The following is a 16,577-nucleotide window of genomic DNA, read 5'->3' on the forward strand; positions in this document are numbered from 1 at the left end:
GCGCATCAGCAGGTCACGGAGGTGGCGGGCGTGCCGGCGGCTGACGGCGAGGTCGGTGGCGCCGACCCGGACGGAGGTGGCGCCGCCGTCGAGGCGGAGCTCCTCGACGCGGTCGAGGGCGACGAGGTGGCTGCGGTGGATGCGGACGAAGCCACGGTCGGCCCAGCGCTCCTCCAGGGTGGAGAGCGGGATGCGGACGAGGTGGCTGCCGTGGTCGGTGTGGAGGCGGGCGTAGTCGCCGTGGGCCTCGACGTAGGCGATGTCGTCGACGGCGACGAAGCGGGTGACGCCGCCGAGTTCGACGGGGATCTGCTCGGGGGCGGCGGCGGCCGGGGGCGCGGCGGTGGCGTGGACGAGTTCGTGGACGCGGCGGACGGCCTCGGCGAGCCGTTCGCGGCGGACCGGCTTGAGGACGTAGTCGACGGCCTTGAGGTCGAAGGCGGTGAGCGCGAAGCCCTCGTGGGCGGTGACGAAGACGACGAGCGGCGGGCGGGCGAAGCCGGCGAGGAGGCGGGCGACGTCGAGGCCGGTGAGTCCGGGCATGTGGATGTCGAGGAAGACGACGTCGATGGTCTCCTCGCCGTCCGGCCCGGAGTCCAGGGCGCGCCCGATCCGGCGCAGCGCGGCGGTCGCGTCCCCGGCGCCCTCGGCGGTGCGGACCCGGGGGTCGGCGCGCAGCAGGTAGAGCAGCTCCCCGAGGGCGGGTTCCTCGTCGTCGACGGCCAGTACGCGCAGCATGCGCGGGAGCCTACTTCAGGGGGCGGTGGCCGGTCCGGTCCCGGCGTGCCTATTTGAGCAGCCGGGACATGCGGCGGTCGGCGAGGATCCTCCCGCCGGTCTGGCAGGTGGGGCAGTACTGGAGGGAGGAGTCGGCGAAGCTGACCTCGCGGATGGTGTCGCCGCAGACGGGGCAGGGTTCGCCGGTGCGGCCGTGGACGCGCAGGCCGGTCTTCTTCTCGGCCTTGAGCTTGCCGGCGGCGAGGCCGTGGGAGCGGTCGACGGCGTCCCGGAGGGTGGTGCGCAGGGCCTCGTAGAGTGCGGCGGTCTCGTCGGGGGTGAGGGTGGCGGTGGGTTTGAAGGGGGACATCCTGGCGGCGTGCAGGATCTCGTCGCTGTAGGCGTTGCCGATGCCGGCGATGAGGCTCTGGTCGCGGAGGGCGCCCTTGATCCGGCGGCGTTCGCCGGCGAGGAGGGCGGCGAAGTCGCCGGGGCCGAAGTCCTCGGCGAGCGGGTCGGGGCCGAGGCGGACGATGCCCGGGACCTCCTGGGGGTCGTGGACGAGGTGGACGGCGAGGCGTTTGGTGGTGCCGGCCTCGGTGAGGTCGAAGCCGTCGCCGCCGGTGAGGGCGGCGCGCAGGGCGAGCGGTCCCTTGCCGGGCTTGGGCGGTCCGGAGGGCAGCGGGTCCTGCCAGCGGAGCCAGCCGGCCCGGGCGAGGTGGACGACGAGGTGCAGCGGTCCGGCGGGGGTGGCGGCGGTGATGTCGAGCCATTTGCCGTGCCGGGCGACGCCGGTGACCTCGGCGCCGTCGAGGGCGGCGAGCGGCGGATCGTACGTCTTGAGGACGCTGATCGCGACGGGCAGCACGCGGGCGAACTCCTTGCCGACGAGGTGCTCGCCGAGGAACGCGCGGAGGGCTTCGACCTCGGGCAGTTCGGGCATGGCACCACCCTGCCGTACGGCACCGCCGGGCGCGCGCCGGTCAGTCCCCGGGGTGCGGGGCCGGGACGGCGAACTCGCACCAGACGCATTTGCCGCCGCCCCGGGACTCGACGCCCCAGTTGTCGGAGAGCTGGTCGACGAGGAGGAGGCCGCGGCCGGAGACGCCGGCCTCGCCGGCCTCGCGACGGCGGGGCAGGGCGCTGGAGCGGTCCTCGACCTCGACGCGGAGCCGCCGTTCGACGCCGGGCAGCATCCGCAGGGTGATGATGGCGCCGCCGTCGGTGTGCATGAGCGCGTTGGTCATGAGTTCGTCGGCGACGAGCTCGATCTCGTCGGCGCGGGAGCCGGCGCCCCAGGCTCGGACGGCGGCCCGGATCATGTGGCGGGCGGCGCTGAGCGCCTCGGGGTCGCTCTGGGCGACGTGCTGGCGGAAGCGCCCGCCGGCCGGGGTGTACGCGCCGAGGCGGCGCAGCAGCAGGATGGCGACGTCGTCCTCGCCGCCGCGGTCGGCGACGACGTCGCAGAGGTGGTCGGCGAGTTCCTGCAGGTCGGAGGGGCCGTGCCGGACGAGGGAGGAGAGCCATTCGAGGCCCTCGTCGAGGTCGGCGCCGGGCTTCTCGACGAGGCCGTCGGTGTAGAGCATGAGGGTCTGGCCGGGGTCGAGTTCGAGGGTGGTGACGGGGTAGTCGAGCCGGCCGAACTCGGCGGAGAGGCCGAGCGGCAGCCCGCCTTCGACGGGGACCCGGCGGCAGGTGCCGTCGGCCTCGCGGACCAGCGGGTCGACGTGTCCGGCGCGGACCACCTGGACGACGCCGGTGCCGGGGTCGGCCTCGGCGTAGGTGCAGGTGGCGAAGCGTTCGGTGTCGAGTTCGTGGAGGAAGACGGAAGCGCGGGCCATGACCGTGGCCGGGGTGTGGCCCTCGGCGGCGTAGGCGCGCAGCACGATCCGCAGCTGGCCCATGACGGCGGCGGCGTGGGTGTCGTGGCCCTGGACGTCGCCGATGACGGCGCCGACCCGGCCGCCGGGGAGCGGGATGACGTCGTACCAGTCGCCGCCGATGTCCCGGCCGAGGCGGGCGGAGCGGTAGCGGACGGCTATCTGGGCGCCCGGCACCTCGGTGATCCGACGGGGCAGCATCGCCTGCTGGAGCCCTTCGGCGAGGTCGTGCTCCTGCTCGTAGAGCATGGCGCGCTGGAGGCTCTGGGCGATGCTGCTGCCGAGGGCGACGAGCAGGGTCCGCTCGTCCTCGCTGAAGCCCCGCTTGTCGCTGTAGAGCAGGCCGAGGGCGCCGATGGGGCGGGCCTGGGCGATGAGCGGGAGGTAGGCGGCGGAGGTGATGCCGAGGCCGCTGATGTGCGGCCAGAGGACGGGGAAGGAGGCGGCGAAGTCCTCGGCGGTGTCGATGAAGCGGGGTTGCAGGGTGCGGATGACCTCGCTCATCGGGTACGGCTCGTCCACCCGGGTGAACCGGGTGCCGGGGACGAAGGCGCCGTCGGGCCCCTCGGCGACGAGGTGGATGCGGCCTGCCTCCAGGAGGCCCATGACGAGGCTGGCGGCGCCGAAGTGCTCCAGGGCGTGGGAGTCGTTGAGGAGGTCGATGACGTCCTGGACGGTGCGGGCGTAGGCGAGGGCGGCGGTGGTGCCCTCGACGACCCCGGCGCGCTGCCGGCGGCCCTCGTCGAGGCCGAGGCGGGCGGCGGACTCGGTGAGTTCGTGGGTGGCGTCGCGGAGCACGCCGACGATCCGTACGGGGCGGCCGTCCGGGTCCCGGTAGACGCGGCCCTGGGTGTGGGTCCACTGGTGGGCGCCGTCGCGGCGGCGGATGCGGAAGTAGGCCCCGTACTGGTCGCTGCCGTCCTTGAGGGCCTGGGCGACGAGGGTGTCGAGCCGGCGGCCCTCGTCGGGCAGGACGCGGCTGCCCAGGGTCTCGGGGCGCCCGTCGTACTCCTCGGGGTCGAAGTCGAAGACGTCGAGGGCGGCCTCGTCCATCTCCATGGTGCCGGTGAGCAGGTCCCAGTCGAAGCCGCCCATGCGGAAGGCGGCTCCGAACGCGCTGAGGATCGGCGCCGCCGCGCCGTCCGCCGCCGGTGCCGTGTCCGGCCGGCCCGCCGTGTCCGCTCCCCCGCTGCCCACGCTCATGGGGGCCACGCTAGGGCCAGCGCGTTCCTCGCGCACCACAAAGATCTTTCAGCCGGCGAAGGTGTCGGGCTCGGGGGACTCGGGCTCGACGGGCGGCAGGAGCGGATCGTCGCCCTCGGGCTCCGGGTACGGGTCGGCGTAGGGGTCGGTGTACGGGTCCGTGTACGGGTCGGTGTACGGGTCGGTGTACGGGTCCGTGGAGGGGTCGGCGGGCGCGTCCGGCTCGGGGTACGGCTCCGAGGGCGGGTCCGGGACCACCGGCTCGTCGGGGGCGGTCGGGGTGTCGGGGGTGCTCGGGACGTCCGGCGTCGTCGGTGTGGACGGTACGTCGGGGGTGTCGGGGGTCGTGGGGGCGGCGGGTTCGGCCGGGCGCTCCGTCGGGGGCTCGGGGGTGACGCTCTCGGGCGTGTCGGGGGTGACGGGGTCGCTGAGGGCGCAGGTGTCGGGGTCGCAGTCGGGGACGGTGTCGGGCTTGCGGTCCTCGTCGCCGTCGCTGCCGGCCTTCCGCTCGATCCAGCTGTCGTCGGCGACGTTCACGATGACCAGGCTGGTGACGACGGTGGTGGTGGGCTTGACGATGATCACGCGGTCGGGGTCGAAGCCGGTCCAGGGGTCGCCGTGGTGGACGGCCCCGGAGACGCTGACGGGCGTGCGGAGCGGGTTGCCGCAGGCGCAGCGGACGCGGGGGGCGCCGTAGGGGTCGACGAGGACGGCGGTGCCGGCCTGGAGGACGGACTGGAAGGCGGAGGCCCGGCCGTCCCGGAAGCCGTGGTTGGTGACGCGGGTGTCGGCGCGCAGCAGGACGGGGGTGAGCTCGCGCAGCCAGTCGGCGACGCCGCCCTCGGGGATGCCGGCGGCCTCGGCGAAGGCGGTGAGCTTGGCGGGTTCGGCGGCGAGGTAGGAGACCTGCTGCTCGATGTCGCAGCTGGCCTCGGCGCGGGTGCCGCCGTAGAGGCCGGGGGTGGAGCCGGTGACCTCGCGGATGCCGGGGGCGCTGACGGGCTGGGCCGCGGGGTCCGGTTCCTGGAGGGCGCGCAGGCCGGCGCCGCGGGCGGTGGAGGCGGTGAAGGGGTCGGGTCCCTGGGCGGCGACCGGCTGGAGGTGCACCTCGTGGGCGGCGCCGAGGGCGGCCCGTCCGGCGGCGCCGCCGGGGTCGGCGGAGGAGCAGCCGGAGAGGAGGAGGGCGGCGGCGCCGAGCGTCGCGGCGACGGCGGTGCGGCCCTGGTGGCGGGCGGCTCCGGGGGCGGGGCGGACGGCGGCGGGGTTGCTCCGCGTCCGGCGCTGCGTGGGGCGCACGTTGCTTCTCCCGGTCGGCACGGGTGGGTTCCTCCTGTTCTGTCGCAGCCGGTGACGGGGTGCAAGCGGAGAGCGGCCGACCGGGCGGCGAGGGGAGCGCCACCCCGGACTTGAACGCGTTCAAGAGAGGCCCTAGGCTCGGCCCCGCGGCCGTTGAACGCGTTCAAGTAGGGGGGCTCCGCCATGACCGCACTGTCGGCCTTCGTCATCCCGGTCGTGACGCTCGGGATGCTCTGGGTGGTACCGACCGGGCTCGGCCTCGTCGAGGGGCCCCGGCCGCCCGGCTGGGACCTGCTGCGGCGGGCCTGGCCCCTGCTCGCCCTGCCGGGAGCCGTCTCCCTCTGGCTGCCCCGCTCGGACACCGCCACGGCGCTCGCGGCCTGCTACGCGCTCGCCACCCTGGCCCTCGCGCTCCAGGCCCCGGCCCGGCTCGCCCTGACCACCTCGCTGCGCCCCGGCGAGATCGCCGTCCTCACGGCCCTGGTCTGCCCGTCCGTGGCCGGACTGGCGCTCGTCGCCGAGCGGGCCGCGTACCCCCTCTTCGGCTTCGAGCTCGACATCCTGGCGCTGACCGTGCCGCACTTCCACTTCGCGGGCTTCGCCGCCGCGCTGGTCGCCGGGCTGCTCTGCCGGACGTCCGGCGAGGGCGCCCTGGCCGGGACCGCCGCGCTCAGCGTGCCCGCCGGCACCCTGCTCGTCCTGATCGGCTACTTCGTCGACGACTGGGCGGAACTGGCCGGCGCGGTCGTCCTCACCGCGGGCATGGCCGCCGTCGCGGTCCTCACCCTGCGCGAGCGGCGCGGACTCGCCTCCGGCCCCGCCACCCGGACCCTGCTCGCGGTCTCCGCCCTGGTCCTGGTCGCCACCATGGCGCTGGCGCTCTGGTGGGCGCTGGGCGAGGCGACCGGACTCCCCCATCCCACCCTGACCTGGATGGCCGCCACCCACGGACTCGGCAACGCGCTCGGCTTCGCCGTCTGCGCCCTGCTCGCCCACCGCCGGCTCCGCGCCGCCGGCCACCACCGCCCCGCCCCCCTCCCGCGAACGGAGCTCCCGGCATGACCCGCATCCTCGGCGACGTGACCCCGCGCCGCACCCTCACCTACCGCGAGGTCGGCGCCACCCGCACCCCCGGCGCGCTCCCCGCCGGCTACCACCACCTGCGCCACAGCGCGCCCGTCGGCCACGGCCCCGACGCCTTCCGGGCCGCCGCCGAGGCCGTCACCACCTGGCGGATGCACCGGGCCACCGGCGCCCGGGTCCGCTCCTCGGCGGGCCGGGCGGCCCCGGGCGTCACCCTGGAGGTCGCGCTCGGCATCGGCCCGCTCGCCTTCGGCGCCCCCTGCCGGGTGGTCTGGGTCCCCGAGGAGGAGCACCGGGCCGGCTTCGCGTACGGCACGCTCACCGGCCACCCCGAGTGCGGCGAGGAATCGTTCCTGGTGGAGCTGGAGCCCGACGGCACGGTCCGCTTCACCGTCACCGCCTTCAGCCGCCCCGCCGCCTGGTACACCCGGCTCGCCGGCCCCGTGGTCCCCCGCCTCCAGCTCGCCTACGCCCGGCGGCTCGGCCGCGTCCTCGCCCGGATCGCCGCCGGATAGGGGGCGCCGGATAGGGGGCCGCACCGGCCCCGCCGGGCCGATACTGGAGACGATGGAGTGGTTCACCGCGCCCGAGCTGTGGCTGGGCCGGACCGTCTTCCAGCGCGGCCTGGCCGTGCTGTACTGCGTGGCCTTCCTGTCGGCCGCCCTCCAGTTCCGGGCGCTCATCGGCGAGCGCGGCATGCTCCCCGTACCGGAGTACCTGCGCCGGACCACCCCTCTCCGCACGCCCTCGCTCTTCCACTGGCACTACTCGGACCGGCTCTTCGCGGCGGTCGCCTGGACCGGCTTCGCGGGGGCCGCGGCGCTGGCGGCCGGGGCCGGCGACGCGGTGCCGCTCGCCGTCTCCATGCTGCTGTGGCTGCTGCTGTGGGGCCTCTACCTGTCGATCGTGAACGTGGGCCAGACCTGGTACGCCTTCGGCTGGGAGTCGCTGCTCCTGGAGACCGGCTTCCTCGCGGTCTTCCTCGGCAACGACGACATCGCCCCGCCGCTCCTCGTCCTGCTGCTGCTCCGCTGGCTGCTCTTCCGCGTCGAGTTCGGCGCCGGGCTCATCAAGATCCGCGGCGACGCGTGCTGGCGGAATCTGACGTGCCTCTGCCACCACCACGAGACCCAGCCGATGCCGGGCCCGCTGAGCTGGTTCTTCCACCGGCTCCCCCGCCCGCTGCACCGCGTCGAGGCGGCCGCCAACCACGTCGTCCAGCTCGGTGTGCCGTTCCTGCTCTTCGCCCCGCAGCCGGTGGCCACGGTCGCGGCCGGCCTGATGATCGTCACCCAGCTGTGGCTGGTGCTCTCCGGCAACTTCGCCTGGCTCAACTGGCTCACGATCGTCCTCGCGGCCGCCGCCCTCGACCTCTCCTCCCTCACCGGCGACCACCCCCGCCCGGACCCGCCGCTCTGGTACGCGGCCCTGGTCCTCGCCCTCACCGCCCTGGTCCTCTTCCGCAGCTACCGCCCGGTGCGCAACCTGCTCTCCCGCCACCAGGCGATGAACCGCTCCTACGACCCGTTCCACCTGGTCAACACCTACGGGGCCTTCGGCACGGTCGGCCGCGTCCGCGACGAGATCGTCGTCGAGGGGACGAGCGATCCGGAGCCGGGCCCGGACACGGAGTGGCGTGAGTACGCCTTCAAGGGCAAGCCCGGCGACCCCCGCCGGCTCCCCCGCCAGTTCGCCCCGTACCACCTGCGGCTCGACTGGCTGATGTGGTTCGCGGCGCTCTCCCCGGGCTACGCGCGCGAGTGGTTCGGGCCCTTCGTCGAGCGGCTGCTCGCGGGGGACCGGGACACCCTGCGGCTGCTCGCGCGCAATCCGTTCCCGGACGCCCCGCCGGTCCACGTGCGCGCCCGGCTCTACCGGTACCGCTTCTCCACCTGGCGCGAACTGCGCACGACCGGGGCGTGGTGGCAGCGGCGGCTGCTGCGCGAGTACCTGCCGCCGGTCCGGCTGCGGGGCTGAGCCGGACACGGCGGTGGGGCCCCGGGGCCGGGGGGGCGGGGGGCCCCGGGCGCGGGGGGCCGCGCGGGGGGCGGGGGGGGGGGGGGGGGGCGGGGGGGGCGCGGGGCGCCTGCGCCGCGCCCCGCGCCCGGGGGGGGGGCCTCCGCGCCCCCCGGGGTGGCCCCCGGTGGGGGTGGGGCCGGGGGCACCGGGGCCGTACGGGCCGGCCGGGACGCCGTGCGTCGGGGCAGCGATCAGTCGATGCCCGGCAGGATGTGGGGCTCGGCGAGGTCGTCCTCGTAGCCCGCCAGGCGGATCGGGGCCGAGCGGGCCCACACTTCGAGGCTGCCCAGCTCGCCGTTGCGCCGCTGCCGTTCGGAGGGTTCCGACGGTCGGGATTCCTGCTTCGTCAGTTCGGGTGTCACCGCGCACTCCTTTGTGTCGCGTCAGAGGGGAACGTAGAGCCGTTCGGTCGCGGTGGCGCCGGTCTTCGGGCGGGACCGCGGCCGAGGTGGGTGGCCAGTCCCCTGGCCGACCGTGGAGCGGGTGTCGCTCCGGTGGCCGACCGTGGGCATCAGAGTAACCAAATGAGCGCGGTTGCGCTCTACCGGGCTCAAAAGTGTGACGCGATCGGGTGACGGAGACCGGAAGTGCGGGCGCCCCCGGGGCGCCGGCGCGCCGGCGGGGCCCGCGGCGCGGCCTCGACCCACCCCCCGCGCGTAACTCAATATGAAACAGCCACACAATCCTCCCCCCCCGCTCCCCCCGCGGGGGGGGGGGCCCCCCCCCGGCCCCCCCCCCCCCCCCCCCCCGGGCGCCCGCCCCCCCCCCCCCCCCCCCGCCGGCGGGCAGGGCCCCTCTTCGGGACGGACGGGCAGGGCTACCACTTGCCGGGGAAGTAGTCCTTCATGAAGACGCCGTACAGGTCCTCGCCGGCCTCGCCGCGCACCACCGGGTCGTAGACGCGCGCGGCGCCGTCGACCAGGTCCAGCGGGGCGTGGAAGCCCGCCTCGGCAAGCCGCAGCTTCTCGAAGTGCGGGCGCTCGTCGGTGATCCAGCCGGTGTCGACCGAGGTCATCAGGATCTTGTCGGTCTCGAACATCTCCTGGGCGCTGGTCCGGGTCACCATGTTCATGGCCGCCTTGGCGGCGTTGGTGTTCGGGTGCCCGGCGCCCTTGTAGCCGCGGGAGAAGACGCCCTCCATGGCGGAGACGTTGACGACGTACGCGCGACCGCTCGCGGCCTTGGCGGCGGCCTCGGCCATCGACGGACGCAGGGCGCTGATCAGGATGAACGGCGAGGTGTAGTTGCAGAGCTGGGTCTCCAGGAGCTCCACCGGGGAGATCTGGTCGATGGTCTGCACCCAGGTGTTGGACTCCACCACGTCCGGCAGCAGGCCGCCCGCGTCGATCGCGGTGCCCGCCCGGTACTGCTCCAGGCCGGCGTTGCCCGCGACCAGCGCGAGGTCGGCGACCTTCTGGGCGTCGAGGCCGCTGGTGCCGACCGGGAGCGCGGCGAGGCCGTCGACCGCGCCGGAGTTGAAGGCACCGATGACGTGGTGGGCGGGCAGCTCGCCGGCGGGCAGCGGCGCGGTCTCGCCGTCGACCAGGGCCGCGTAGGCGGAGGGCAGTCGGCGCACGGTCTGCGTGGCGTTGTTGATCAGGATGTCCAGCGGACCGGCGGCGGAGACCTGCTCGGCGAGGGCCACGGCCTGGGCCGGGTCGCGCAGGTCGATGCCGACGACCTCCAGGCGGTGGATCCACTCCGCCGAGTCCTCCATCGCCTTGAAGCGGCGGATGGCGTCCTTGGGGAAGCGGGTGGTGATCGTGGTGTGCGCGCCGTCGCGGAGCAGCCGCAGCGCGATGTACATGCCGATCTTGGCCCGGCCGCCGGTGAGCAGGGCGCGCTTGCCGGTGAGGTCGGCGCGGATGTCCCGCTTGGACCGGTTCAGGGCCGCGCAGTCCTGGCAGAGCTGGTGGTAGAAGTAGTCGACCTCGACGTACCGGGTCTTGCAGGTGTAGCAGGACCGGGGGCGCTGGAGTATGCCCGCGATCTTGCCCTCCTCGGTGACGGAGGAGGGCAGGATGCCCTCGGTCTCGTCGTCGATGCGCTGGGCGGAGCCGGTCGCGGTGGCCTCGGTGACCGCGCGGTCGTGCGCGGTCTTGGCGGCGCGGCGCTCCTGGCGGCGGCGCTGCTTGACCATGCGGTAGATGCCGGCGGTGGCGCGGCGGACGGCGATCGCGTCGGGGTGGTCGACCTCGATCTTCTCCAGCTCGTCGAGGACGCTCAGACAGACGGCCAGGCGCTCGGGGTCGATGCCCGGCCCGTACTCCTGGGTTTCTTCAGTCACCGTCATGGCCGTGGTCGTTCCTCGATCGCTCGCGGGCGGGATGCCGCCGGGGGGTGTGAAGTGTCAACTTTACGGAGCGGGGGGCCGCCGCTCCAAACCCGTTCCCGGGGCGTGGTCCAGCGCACAGTCGCCGCACAGGCCGCCGGAGGCGGAGCGGTAGTAGAGGCAGCAGGTGGTGCGGCGCAGTGCCGGGCCGCGGACGGTCCGGGCGAGGTCCGGGTGGTCGAGGAGGCCCTGGACGAGGACGGCGGCCCGGTCGGCGGTCCCAGGCCTGCCGTGGGCGCGGGACCAGCGGACGAGTTCGCGCAGGGCGCCGGCGAGCGCCGATCCGGCGTTGCCCCAGAGCAGCCGGGGCGAGATCCGCCCGTCGCGGGCGAAGGCGGCGTGCAGCGGGACGAGATGGGCCTCCTGGACGGCCTCGCGGAGCGCGGCGACGGTGCCGGGGCGGGTGTCGGTGCCGGACCACCACAGGTCGTCCGGGGCGCCGAGGGCCGGGTCCCAGTGCAGCCGCGCCGGGTCGAGGGCGGGGAAGCGGCCGTGCAGGGCGGCCGGCCCGAGCGCCGTGGACCAGAGGCGGGCGGCGAGTCCGAGGTGGGCGACGGAGGCGCCGACGCGCCGCTCGGACGCGCCGAGCGCGGCGGCGACCCGGTCCACGCGCGCGTGGAGGGGTGCGTCGCCCGCGGGGTCCTCGTCGCCCGCGTAGAGCCGGGCGAGCGGGCGGTGGTCGCCGCCGGCGGGCGGCGGGGTGGTCCGGAGCGCGAAGAAGCCGCCGAGGTCGGGCGTGCTGTCGTCCGGTGCCATCGCTCCCCCAGGGTGGTTCCGCCGGTACGGCTCCGGCGGCGCGGCGCCACCGTATCCCGGAGCCGCCGGTCCGCCCCGCCGGGCCTTGCGACCTTCCGGATCTTTCATGGCTTCCCGGCCTTCATTGCTTTGCGGCTTTCATCGCTTTCCGGATCTTGCGGGCCAAAGTGGACCGGTCGGCTCGGCGACTGGCTCGGGATGTGGATCCCGCCCGCTCGGCGGGGTGCGGCCGGTACCGCTTCCCGAGCCCTGATTGACCCGGTTTCGCACCATGTGACCTGCGATGACATACGCCTGCGGGTGTACGGACCCGCCGCGTACTGCGTCGGCGGTACCGGTGAAGGGGTTCCCTGGTCTGACGACGGGAACGGTCCGCGGGGCGATGGTGGAGGGTATGAGTCCCCTGCTGCTGTCCGTCGTCCTGTCGCTGGTCTCCGCGGTCGCGTACGCGGGGGCGGCGATCGTGCAGGAACGGGTCGCGGCGGACGCCCCCGGGCTGACGTACGCGCCGCTGCGCAATCCGGTCTGGTGGGGCGCCGTGCTGCTGAACGGGCTCGGCGCGGCCCTGCACGTGGTGGCCCTCGCCTACGGGCCGCTCAGCGTGGTGCAGCCGCTGGGCGCCCTCACCATCGTGTTCGCGCTGCCGATGGCCGCCCTGTTCGTCCGGCGGCGGGCGGGGCGGCGGGCCTGGCACGGGGCGCTGATGGCGACGGCCGGGCTGGCCGGTCTGCTGAGCGTGACCGACGGCGGCGAGGGCCGGACGCCCGACGGCGGGGAGCGCTGGCTGCTGGCCGGGGCCACGTTCGCCGTGGTGGCGGCGCTGTTCGTGCTCGCGCGACTGGCCGGCCGCTTCGCGCTGCGCGGGGTCGCGCTGGCGGCGGCCGCGGGCGTGGCCTTCGGGGTGGCGTCGGTCTTCACCAAGGCGGTCGCCGAGGAGTGGACGGCGGACACCCCGCTCGCCGAGTGGGGCTCCGCGCTGGTCCTGTCGGCGCTCGCCGTCACCGGACTGCTGCTGTCCCAGGCGTCCTACCGGGGCGCCGGGCTCGCCGCCCCGCTCGCCACGGTGACCGTGGTGAACCCGGTGGTGGCGGCCACCGTCGGCCTCACCCTCTTCGGCGAGGGCTTCCGGTACGGGGCGGCGGGCACCGTGGCGGCGCTGGTCTGCGGCGCGGTCGCGGCGGGCGGTCTCGTCGAGCTGACCCTCGACCGGCTGGCCCGCCCCGGCGGGGACGGGCCCTCCGCGTCAGATGGAGACCCCGCGGGCCCTGAGGTAGGCGAGGGGGTCGATGTCGGAGCCGTACCCGGGACCCGTCCGCACCTCGAAGTGGAGATGCGGTCCCGAGCTGTTGCCGGTCGATCCTGAGCGCCCGATGCGCTGACCGCCGGTGACCCGCTGTCCCTCGCGGACGGAGACGGCGGAGAGGTGGGCGTACTGGCTGTAGCGGCCGTCGTCGTGGCGGACGACGATCTGGTAGCCGTACGCACCGCCCCAGCCGGCGGAGACGATCCGACCGTCGGAGACGGCCTTGACGGTGGTGCCGGTGGGCACGGGGAAGTCGACGCCGGTGTGGTAGCCGCTGGACCAGGACGAGCCGGGCTTGCCGTAGCGGGTGCCGATGTCGGCGGAGACCGGGGCGGAGTAGCGGTCCTCGCGGGGCTCGCTCTGCGGCTTCGGCTTCGGCTTGCTCTGGGGCTTCGGCTTGGCCTGGGTCTGCGGCTTGTTCTCCGGCTTCGGCTTGGTCTCCGGCTTCGGCCGCGGCTTGTTCTCGGGCTTGGGCCGCGGCGTGGTCCGGAGCTTCTCGACCGGCTTGGCCGGCGGGGCCTGGGCCGTCTTCACCGGGGGCTTCGGCTGCGGCTTCGCGGTGTGCCGGTCGGCGGCCGGCTTGACGGCCGGGGGCTTCGCGGCGGGCGCGGACGCGGCCGGGGGCCTCGGCGCGGGCGTGGCGCCGACCGGGGGCTTCGGGGGCGTGACGGGCTTGGCGGCGGGGGGCCGCGGGGCCGTCGGGCGGGCGCTCGGCCCGGCCGGCGGGCGGGGCGGGGCGGCGATCCTCAGGGTGAGGCGCTGGCCGGGGTGGATGAGGTCGGGGTCGTCCCCGACGACCTTGCGGTTGATCTCGTACAGGCGCTGCCAGCCGCCGCGGACCCGTTCGTCGCGGGCGATCTCGGAGAGCGAGTCGCCGGGGGTGACGGTGTACATCTCGCGGACGGTGGGGACGGTCGTCGGACCGGGCTTCTCGGGCGCGGCCTGCGGTAAGGCGCGCTGCGCGGGGAGCGAGGTCGTCCGTACGTCGTTCCCGCCGCCCCCGGCACCGCCGGTGTCCGGCGCGGGCCCGCCGCGGGCGAGTCCGGCGCGGCTGCCGCAGGCGGGCCAGGCGCCGGGCCCCTGGCCCTTGAGGACCCGCTCGGCGACGGCGATCTGCTGGTCCTTGGAGGCCAGGTCGGCCCGGGGCGCGAACTCGCGGCCGCCGTACGCCTCCCAGGTGGACTGGCTGAACTGGAGTCCGCCGAAGTAGCCGTTGCCGGTGTTGATGCGCCAGTTGGAGGAGGACTCGCAGGAGGCGACCTTCTCCCAGACGTCCAGCGAGGCCGCCTCGGCGGCGCCGGCGCCGATGAGCGGCAGCGCGATGCCGGCCCCTCCGACGGTGGCGGTGAGCGAGGCGCGGTTGATCCGGCTCGGCTGGTGGCGGCGGTGACGTCCGCGTACGGCCATGGGCCCCCCTAGAACACAGCGACAGCGGTCCAAGTTACGGGGGTCGCACGCTGTGTGACAAGCCGGTCGCGGAAGTCCGCCGGGACGCTGGAGTCCCGTACGTCACCGGGTTGTTGACGCCCCGGGCGGCCCCGCGGGCCGGCCGAGCCCGGCGGGGCCGGGTTGCGGCTGGGGCTCCGGGGGCGGTACGGGCCCGCCGGGCTGCGGCGGCGCGGGCGGTGCCGGGTCGGGCGGGACGGGCACCGGGTTGGGCGGCGGCACCGGCGGGGGCGACGGCTCCGGCGGCGGGATCGGCGAGGGCGGCAGCGGGTCGGGATACGGATGGGTCATGACGGATCTCCCGGTCGACGGTCCCCCTGGGCGGCTCCCCCTCCCCTCCAGGGTGGCACCGGCGCCGCCGCCCCGGCCCGCGCGCGCCTCCGAACGGGTCACGCGCGCGGGCGCGCGCTCACCACAGGCCGGGAGTGGCGCCCAGCTGCCGTTTGGCCGCGCGCACCACCTCGGCGGAGGCCGGCGGGGCCTCTTCGGGGTGCCGAGCGGCCCATTTGGCGGCGTAGGGGCAGAGCGGCACCACGGGCACGCCCTCGCGGGCGGCGATCGCGTAGAACTCGCGCACGAGCGCGCCCGCGATCCCCCGGCCCTCGTGGTCGGCGTCGACGACCGTGTGGACGGCGACGAGGGCGTGCGGCTCCGCGTCGAGGGCGAAGTAGACGATCACGCCGGCGAAGACGTCGTCGACGTACGCCTCCAGCCGCCCCTTCTCCCGCACGTCACGGATGACCGGCTCGACCGCCTGCGGCTCTGCCATGTGGAGCGCTCCCTGGGCTCAGACCTGTGCCGGCACCGCGTGCGGCGGACGCACGGTGTCGCTGCCGGGCACGGGCGCCGAGGCGTCGGCGCCCAGCTCCACGATGCGGTTCCCGGCGTCGACGTGCACGACACGGGGCACGTACGCCCGGGCCTCGGCGTCCTCCATCTGCGCGTAGCTGATGAGGATCACCAGGTCCCCGGGGTGCACCAGGTGCGCCGCGGCCCCGTTGATCCCGACGACCCCGGACCCCCGCTCCCCCTCGATGACGTACGTCTCCAACCGGGCACCGTTGGTGATGTCGACGATGTGCACGAGCTCACCGGGCAGCAGATCGGCGGCGTCGAGCAGATCGGCGTCGACGGTCACGGAACCGACGTAGTGGAGGTCCGCCTGGGTGACGGTGGCCCGGTGGATCTTGGACTTGAATATCGTTCGAAGCATTGAGGTACTCCTGGACATAGGCTCCCTGCCTGCATTTTTGCAGGTCAAGGGCTGTTTCCACACCCTACAACGAGTCGCAGGTTCGGGCAGCTGTCCCCAGGTTTTTCAGGACTGATGCTGACCACTTGCTGACTTTCCTGACACATCGTCAGGCAACGCTGGGAGGCTTCACCCGCTCTCCCTGGCCCCACCGCGACGACCCCACAAGCCTACGCAGCACCCCTCCAAGAACCCTCGTGATCGTCGTCACCCCGATAGTGCGACGACCGAAGCTGCACGGCTACCTAGGCGGTGTCTTCAAATGATCTTGACTGGTGGATCATGGTGTCGTGATACGTCGCCATGAACTGTCGGATGCAGAGTGGGAGTTTGTCCGGCCCCTGCTGCCCGAGTCGTTGCGGGGGCGGAAGCGGCTGGACGACCGCCGGGTGCTGAACGGGATCGTGTGGAAGTTCCGGACAGGGACCGCCTGGCGGGATGTGCCCGAGCGCTACGGCCCGTGGGCCACGCTGCACACGCGCTTCCGCAGGTGGGCGGCGGACGGGACGTTCGACCGGATGCTCCGCGCTGCTCAGGCGAGGGCGGATGCGGCGGGCGACGTCGAGTGGCTGGTGTCGGTCGACTCGACCGTCGTCCGCGCTCACCAGCATGCGGCCGGGGCCCGAAAAGGGGGCTCCGCGAACCGGCCCTCGGCCGGTCCAGAGGCGGTCTGACCAGCAAGATTCACCTCGCTTGTGACGGGCGGGGCCGACCGCTCGCGTTCGTCGTCACGGGCGGCAACACCAACGACTGCACCCGGTTCACCGCCGTGATGGAGGCGATCCGGGTGCCCCGCCTCGGACCGGGACGGCCGCGGGTCCGGCCCGATCACGTCCTGGGTGACAAGGGCTACAGCTCGAAGGCGATCCGCGCCTGGCTCCGCCGCCGCGGCATCCCGCACACGATCCCCGAGCGGGCCGACCAGGTCCGCAACCGGGCCCGGCGGGGCAGCCGCGGAGGCCGCCCGCCGGCCTTCGACCGCGAGGCGTACAAGCACCGCAACGTGGTGGAGCGGTGCTTCAACCGCTTGAAACAGTGGCGTGGCATCGCGACCCGGTACGACAAGACCGCCGAGTCCTACGAAGCCGCCGTCACCCTCGCATCACTGCTGATGTGGGCGTGACATTTGACGACAGAACCTAGCAGCGAATCCCGGTTCAGCAAAGCCGACGACTCTCGCAACCATGAGCACGGCTCGCCTGGCGTCCATCTGGAGCAGCCACGACGAGTGTCCGAAAAGTTCGAAATCCGGCCAGAACAAAAACGCAGCCCAGCCCGTAGCCGCGCCTA

Annotated in this window: 15 protein-coding genes; 5 read left to right on the forward strand and 10 right to left on the reverse strand. The window is 74.6% G+C overall.

The window, feature by feature from the left end; all coding sequences use genetic code 11:
* From ACFW1I_RS17555 to ACFW1I_RS17570, 4 genes are all read right to left on the reverse strand, one after another.
* Window positions 1-738 (reverse strand): LytR/AlgR family response regulator transcription factor (locus ACFW1I_RS17555; RefSeq protein WP_384670581.1); only part of this gene is annotated, 738 nt, incomplete at its 3' end.
* Window positions 739-787: 49 nt separating this feature from the next.
* Window positions 788-1,660 (reverse strand): Fpg/Nei family DNA glycosylase, encoded by an 873-nt coding sequence (locus ACFW1I_RS17560; RefSeq protein ID WP_384670582.1) that lies wholly within the window; start codon window positions 1,658-1,660, stop codon window positions 788-790.
* Window positions 1,661-1,700: 40 nt separating this feature from the next.
* Entirely contained in the window at window positions 1,701-3,800 is a 2,100-nt protein-coding gene (locus ACFW1I_RS17565; protein ID WP_384670583.1) for a SpoIIE family protein phosphatase, read from the reverse strand.
* A gap of 48 nt (window positions 3,801-3,848) precedes the next feature.
* Entirely contained in the window at window positions 3,849-5,117 is a 1,269-nt protein-coding gene (locus ACFW1I_RS17570; RefSeq protein ID WP_384670584.1) for a DUF6777 domain-containing protein, read from the reverse strand.
* 162 nt (window positions 5,118-5,279) lie between these two features.
* Between ACFW1I_RS17570 and ACFW1I_RS17575 the strand changes: the two genes are divergently transcribed.
* Genes ACFW1I_RS17575 through ACFW1I_RS17585 form a run of 3 tightly spaced genes read left to right on the forward strand, consistent with a single transcriptional unit; the run spans window position 5,280 to window position 8,156 of the window.
* On the forward strand, window positions 5,280-6,158 hold the full coding sequence (locus tag ACFW1I_RS17575) for a YndJ family protein (RefSeq protein WP_384670586.1): 879 nt from the start codon (window positions 5,280-5,282) through the stop codon (window positions 6,156-6,158).
* Window positions 6,155-6,694 carry a DUF1990 family protein gene (locus tag ACFW1I_RS17580; RefSeq protein ID WP_384670588.1) on the forward strand — a complete coding sequence of 180 codons (540 nt, stop codon included), beginning with the start codon at window positions 6,155-6,157 and terminating at the stop codon, window positions 6,692-6,694. The genes ACFW1I_RS17575 and ACFW1I_RS17580 overlap by 4 nt, the downstream gene beginning before the upstream one ends.
* A gap of 52 nt (window positions 6,695-6,746) precedes the next feature.
* Entirely contained in the window at window positions 6,747-8,156 is a 1,410-nt protein-coding gene (locus tag ACFW1I_RS17585) for a lipase maturation factor family protein (protein ID WP_384670590.1), read from the forward strand.
* Window positions 8,157-8,389: 233 nt separating this feature from the next.
* Here the strand turns inward: ACFW1I_RS17585 and ACFW1I_RS17590 are convergent, their stop codons facing one another.
* The 3 genes from ACFW1I_RS17590 to ACFW1I_RS17600 all read right to left on the reverse strand — a co-directional run bounded on the left by ACFW1I_RS17590 (window position 8,390) and on the right by ACFW1I_RS17600 (window position 11,286).
* Window positions 8,390-8,560 carry a hypothetical protein gene (locus ACFW1I_RS17590; RefSeq protein WP_384670592.1) on the reverse strand — a complete coding sequence of 57 codons (171 nt, stop codon included), beginning with the start codon at window positions 8,558-8,560 and terminating at the stop codon, window positions 8,390-8,392.
* 455 nt (window positions 8,561-9,015) lie between these two features.
* Entirely contained in the window at window positions 9,016-10,491 is a 1,476-nt protein-coding gene (locus tag ACFW1I_RS17595; protein WP_384670593.1) for an SDR family NAD(P)-dependent oxidoreductase, read from the reverse strand.
* Between the two features lie 63 nt (window positions 10,492-10,554).
* Window positions 10,555-11,286 carry an IucA/IucC family C-terminal-domain containing protein gene (locus ACFW1I_RS17600; protein ID WP_384670594.1) on the reverse strand — a complete coding sequence of 244 codons (732 nt, stop codon included), beginning with the start codon at window positions 11,284-11,286 and terminating at the stop codon, window positions 10,555-10,557.
* Between the two features lie 283 nt (window positions 11,287-11,569).
* Here ACFW1I_RS17600 and ACFW1I_RS17605 point away from each other — a divergent pair, with 283 nt between their 5' ends.
* Window positions 11,570-12,649, forward strand: a complete 1,080-nt coding sequence (locus ACFW1I_RS17605) for a DMT family transporter (RefSeq protein ID WP_384670596.1) — start codon at window positions 11,570-11,572, stop codon at window positions 12,647-12,649.
* On the opposite strand, the gene ACFW1I_RS17610 is transcribed toward ACFW1I_RS17605, so the two are convergent.
* The 3 genes from ACFW1I_RS17610 to panD all read right to left on the reverse strand — a co-directional run bounded on the left by ACFW1I_RS17610 (window position 12,530) and on the right by panD (window position 15,248).
* Window positions 12,530-13,996, reverse strand: coding sequence for a transglycosylase family protein (locus ACFW1I_RS17610; protein WP_384670597.1), 1,467 nt, complete (start codon window positions 13,994-13,996; stop codon window positions 12,530-12,532). The genes ACFW1I_RS17605 and ACFW1I_RS17610 overlap by 120 nt on opposite strands.
* 448 nt (window positions 13,997-14,444) lie before the next feature.
* Window positions 14,445-14,804 (reverse strand): GNAT family N-acetyltransferase, encoded by a 360-nt coding sequence (locus ACFW1I_RS17615; protein WP_384670598.1) that lies wholly within the window; start codon window positions 14,802-14,804, stop codon window positions 14,445-14,447.
* Window positions 14,805-14,822: 18 nt separating this feature from the next.
* Window positions 14,823-15,248, reverse strand: coding sequence for an aspartate 1-decarboxylase (gene panD, locus ACFW1I_RS17620; protein WP_384670599.1), 426 nt, complete (start codon window positions 15,246-15,248; stop codon window positions 14,823-14,825).
* Window positions 15,249-15,580: 332 nt separating this feature from the next.
* On the opposite strand from panD, the gene ACFW1I_RS17625 reads away from it, so the two are divergent.
* A protein-coding gene (locus ACFW1I_RS17625; RefSeq protein ID WP_384670664.1) for an IS5 family transposase occupies window positions 15,581-16,410 on the forward strand; the annotation gives its coding sequence in 2 pieces (ribosomal slippage) (window positions 15,581-15,920 and window positions 15,920-16,410; 831 coding nt in all).
* Window positions 16,411-16,577: the final 167 nt, after the last annotated feature.

Source organism: Streptomyces sp. NPDC058955 (assembly GCF_042741435.1).
In the GTDB taxonomy this organism is placed as follows: Bacteria; Actinomycetota; Actinomycetes; order Streptomycetales; family Streptomycetaceae; genus Streptomyces.